Origin of the sequence: Brachyspira sp., assembly GCF_050873525.1 — a bacterium.
Lineage (GTDB): Bacteria > Spirochaetota > Brachyspiria > Brachyspirales > Brachyspiraceae > Brachyspira.
In genome coordinates this window covers 1-4,432 of the sequence record NZ_JBNMIZ010000216.1, presented here as the reverse complement: position 1 = coordinate 4,432, position 4,432 = coordinate 1, and the positions used below count along the sequence as shown (strand labels likewise).

General features: G+C 31.4%; 4 protein-coding genes. 2 read left to right on the top strand and 2 right to left on the bottom strand.

Annotation, left to right across the window (positions count from 1 at the left end; genetic code table 11):
* The first annotated feature begins 47 nt into the window (after positions 1-47).
* Both ACR0QS_RS11440 and ACR0QS_RS11435 read left to right on the top strand, forming a co-directional pair.
* Complete coding sequence (locus ACR0QS_RS11440) at positions 48-1,052, top strand: Ldh family oxidoreductase (protein WP_432633580.1); 1,005 nt, start codon at positions 48-50, stop codon at positions 1,050-1,052.
* Positions 1,053-1,130: 78 nt separating this feature from the next.
* Positions 1,131-2,735: a Na+/H+ antiporter NhaC family protein gene (locus ACR0QS_RS11435; protein WP_432633579.1), complete on the top strand. Its 1,605-nt coding sequence runs from the start codon at positions 1,131-1,133 to the stop codon at positions 2,733-2,735.
* An 11-nt stretch (positions 2,736-2,746) separates the two neighbouring features.
* On the opposite strand, the gene ACR0QS_RS11430 is transcribed toward ACR0QS_RS11435, so the two are convergent.
* The gene (locus ACR0QS_RS11430; RefSeq protein ID WP_432633578.1) at positions 2,747-3,844 is read right to left on the bottom strand and encodes a glycosyltransferase family 61 protein; all 1,098 of its coding nucleotides are present in this window, start codon (positions 3,842-3,844) and stop codon (positions 2,747-2,749) included.
* 239 nt (positions 3,845-4,083) lie between these two features.
* Positions 4,084-4,432: nitrous oxide-stimulated promoter family protein (locus ACR0QS_RS11425; RefSeq protein WP_432633577.1), on the bottom strand; the 349-nt coding region annotated here is incomplete at its 5' end.

Genomic DNA, 4,432 nt, shown 5'->3' with positions numbered 1-4,432 from the left:
TTATAATATTTACTAATGATTATGGAATAGGCAGGTTATAAAAATAAATGATAATCGTAAAATACGAAGAATTGAAAAAAGCCACTTTAAGCAAATTAAAAAGCGCGGGAATTGACGACAAACAAGCCCAAATAATTACCGATGTTCTTTTATATTCCGACATAAGAGGAATTCATTCGCATGGCGTTTTGAGAGTCGAGCATTATATTAACAGAATGAAAAACGGCGGAATAAATTTAAATTCAGATTTTAAAATAAATGTTTTAAAACCTTCTTTTGCTTCGATGGACGCGGACGGAGGATTTGGGCATGTCGCCACAAAATACGCTATGGACTTTGCTATAAAAACGGCAAACGAACAGGGAATATCTTTGATAGGAATAAAAAACAATAGTCATTGCGGAGCTTTGGGCTATTATAATAAAATGGCGATAGACGATAAAAAAGTCTCTCTCATAATGGTTAATACCGACCCTTGCGTTATTCCTTTCGGCGGAAAAAAATCATTCTTTGGAACAAATCCGATAAGCTACGGTTTTCCCGCAAAAAGAGATTTTATATTGGGCGATATGGCGACAAGTAAAGTTTCTCTTGGAAGAATATTTACGGCAAGAGATAATAACGAAACTGTGCCTTTGGATTGGGGGGTTGATGAAAATGGAAATCCATCTTCCGACCCGAATAAAATAAAATATGTCGTTCCATTCGGCGGAGTTAAAGGCTATTTAATAATGACTATGGTTGAAGCTTTTACGGGACTTTTAATTGGAAATGTTTATTGCAATAATCTGGTTAAAATGTATTCCGAAATGGATAAAAAAAGAAATCTCGCTACTTTTATACTCGTTATCGACCCTTCGCTTTTCAACGATATGGAAACTTTTTTGAATACCGTTCAATCTTTTATAGACGATATAAAAAAAGAACCCGCTATGAATAAAGACGAAACTATATCGATTCCCGGAGAAAAAAAAGAAGCCTGCGCCGAAAACTACATGAAAAACGGAATTCCATTATCGGAGAATGTTTATAAATATATTTTTGATAAATAAAATATAATAACTATTGACAAAAGATAAAATTCAATATAAAATATTACTATAAAAAGTAAAATTATATGAGTTTGAATTATGGAACATTACGGTTTATTTGGAATTATTCCTCCGCTTTTGGCGATTATCTTGGCTTTGGTTACAAAAGAAGTAATAATATCTCTTACATTGGGAATATTATCGGGAACTTTAATAATAGCTCATGGAAATCCTTTTTTGGCTATTACGATATTTACCGATAAAGTCGCGGCTATGACGGGCGATTCTTGGAATGTGCGAATATTATTGTTCTGCGCTTTGCTCGGAGCTTTCGTAAGTATGCTTTCAAAAACGGGCGCTACAAAAGCTTTCGGTTTATGGGCGAGCAAATATCTTAAAACAAAAAAAAGCGTTTTAATATTCACATGGTTTTTCGGACTTATAATATTTATAGACGATTATTTTAATAGTCTTTCCGTTGGAACGGTTATGCGTCCCGCCTGCGATGAGAAAAAAATATCTCGAGCGAAGTTATCTTATATACTCGATTCTACGGCGGCTCCAGTATGCATACTCGCTCCAATATCGACTTGGGTTGTAACCGTTATGAGTTATATAAGAGATTCGGAAGGTTTTTCATCTTTGAATATGAGCGAATTTATTTTCTTTATAAGAATGATTCCTTACTCTATTTATCCTCTACTTACTTTAACTTTCGTAGTTTTGACTTCTTTATGGTTAAAAGATTTCGGTCCAATGAAAAGAAGCGAAGACGCGGCGCAAAACGGAAAATTATTTAACGAAGAATTATACGGAGCATGTCCCGGAAATTTGGAAACTTCTTCAAACGATACGGCAAAATGGTTCGATATGGTTATAGCTATATCCGTTCTTATAATAGCCTGCATAGTAATGTTTCCGATAACGACATATATGGGATTGGTTGGAACTGACGGAATAGAAAATATCTCTCAAGCGTTTTCAAGTATGAGCGTTAGCGAGGCTTTTATACAAACTGACGCTTCAAAATCTCTTTTTTACGGAGCGGTAATATCTTTAATAATAATGTATATTTATTATATAGCAAGAAAATTATTAAATATTCGTTCGGCGGGAAATTCTATAATGGAAGGCGTAAAATCAATGGTTCCCGCTTTAGTCGTATTGGCGCTCGCTTGGACGATTGGAAATGTAATTAAATCAAGCCCCGAAGACGGCGGACTAGGACTTGCAGCTTTTCTATCCGAAACGGTAAAAGGAGGCGGTTTTCCTCTTTGGCTTTTGCCTGCAATCGGTTATTTGCTCGGCTGCGTAATAGCTTTTTCTACTGGAACAAGCTGGGGAACTTTCGCAATAATGATTCCAATAATTATTCCAATAGCCACTGGACTTGCAAGCAATTTGACAGGAGACGCTTTGCTTAATGTCCTTCTTATAAATGTAGGTTCTGTTGTTTCTGGAGCAGTATTCGGTGACCACTGCTCTCCAATATCCGACACGACTATACTTTCGTCTACGGGAAGCAACTGTCCTTTACTCGAACATGTGACAACTCAAATACCTTATGCGGGACTCGTAGCAATAGCGTCTTTTATCGGAGTTTTAATAGGCGGAATAACTTTGAATCCTATACTCGCGTTATCAAGCGGATTTATTATTATGTGCTTAATGGGAATTTTAGCGCCGAAGTTTTATAATAAATAAATTTTTTAATTTTATTCTAAATTTTCAAATTTATTAAAAACTATTTTAAATTTGTCTATATCCAAATAAAAATCAAAATCGTTATTTTTATTATGCTTATTATGATATACAAAATTTTTTTCATTACATTCTATATATTCGGAATATTTAGCTCCCAAATTTTCTAACATAAACTTATATGTGTCTTCCCATCTGTTTTTTGGAGCTATGCCAAGCACCGATACCGTTTCTTTTGAACATACCAAATTTGTAAGTCCGCTTCCCAAAACGGATATTATTTTGTCGGCGTTATAAAAAATGCAAAATTGTTCTTCCAAAGAATAATCTTCTGGACATAAATAATCGTATCCGAAAGGTTTTAATATCTCGACTAATTCGTCTTCGTTTAATATTCTTCTCGTTTTCACTTTCTTTCTGATTAAATATACTTTTTTAGGAAATCTATTTTTATCGTATTTTTTGATTAATTCTTCAGATAATTTTTTATATTTATCGTAAATCCATTTTGAAGGATAATGTGTCGTTTCGCTTGGGAATGAAGATAAATATAAATTCTTGCATATAATTTCCGTTTCGTCTGAAATATATATTATCTTTTTATTTTCTAAACCAAATATTTTTAAACTTTCTTTATGGAATTTAGATTGGCATCCGTCTCCAAGTATAAAAGCGTCTATTTCATTCAATAATCCAGAATCTTTTAATATAAATAATTTTGGCAATGTTTCATGTATCCAATGTCCGAAGCAGACATTCCATATTGATTGCAAACTAAAAACATTTAAATCGATTTTCTTTTTAAATCTAAAATTATAAAATGCAAATCTTCCTCCGATTTCCGAAGATAACTGCAATATTCTTTCAAAAGGCAAAACTTCTTTTATTATTTTATTGTCACTTGTAAAATAAAATCCCCAGCTTGAATAAACTTTGGCGTTATTTATTTTACATAAAAACATTTCTAAATTTGAATTATCATATTTTAGTGGAATATATAATTCTTTATTTATATCGTTTATCGAAACGGAATTTATTTTTAATTTATTTATAATCTTTAATCCGATTTTATTTCTTATTTTGCCGTTTAATAATTTATTGCCGAGTCCCATTTGAACTCCTAAAACGACAAATATTTTGCGTTGGAAATATAGAATTAAAAATATATTTTGCAATGAATAAAAATAATAACTTTAAATTATTGCAAGTTGACTGTTGACTGTTGACTGTTGACTGTTGACTGTCACCAAAGTATTAAATAAGAATTTTAATAACATAATGATTGAATTATACGATATTTAGAATTTTTGTCAATAGTTTTAAATAAAATTTTTTCAAAAAATTTTACCGATTATATTTTTAATTTAGCTTTTAAAATTATAAACGCATGTTTTAAAGTTAAAATCGGATGATAAAAAATCATTCTCTTACTCGAAAAAATCATAACCTCTCTTATTCTTTCACGCATATCTTTTTTATAACAATGAGAAGGACAAACGCTGCAAAAAGTTTTAGTTTCCATAAATCTGCATTTGTCGATTTGATTTTTTGAATAATCATATAATTCCATACATTTCGCGCAAATATTATTTTTATGATTGGAATTGCAAAAAATTTTTATCATAAGAAAAACCAGATATTTTTCTTTTTCTCTTTTCTTTTGTATTTTATCGTTATAATTCATATTCTCATTATAATAC

Excerpts from the sequence above, each read along its gene's own strand:
- ACR0QS_RS11435 (WP_432633579.1), top strand. The coding sequence starts at position 1,131 with ATGGAACATTACGGTTTATTTGGAATTATTCCTCCGCTTTTGGCGATT.
- ACR0QS_RS11430 (WP_432633578.1), bottom strand. The coding sequence starts at position 3,844 with ATGGGACTCGGCAATAAATTATTAAACGGCAAAATAAGAAATAAAATC.
- ACR0QS_RS11440 (WP_432633580.1), top strand. The coding sequence starts at position 48 with ATGATAATCGTAAAATACGAAGAATTGAAAAAAGCCACTTTAAGCAAA.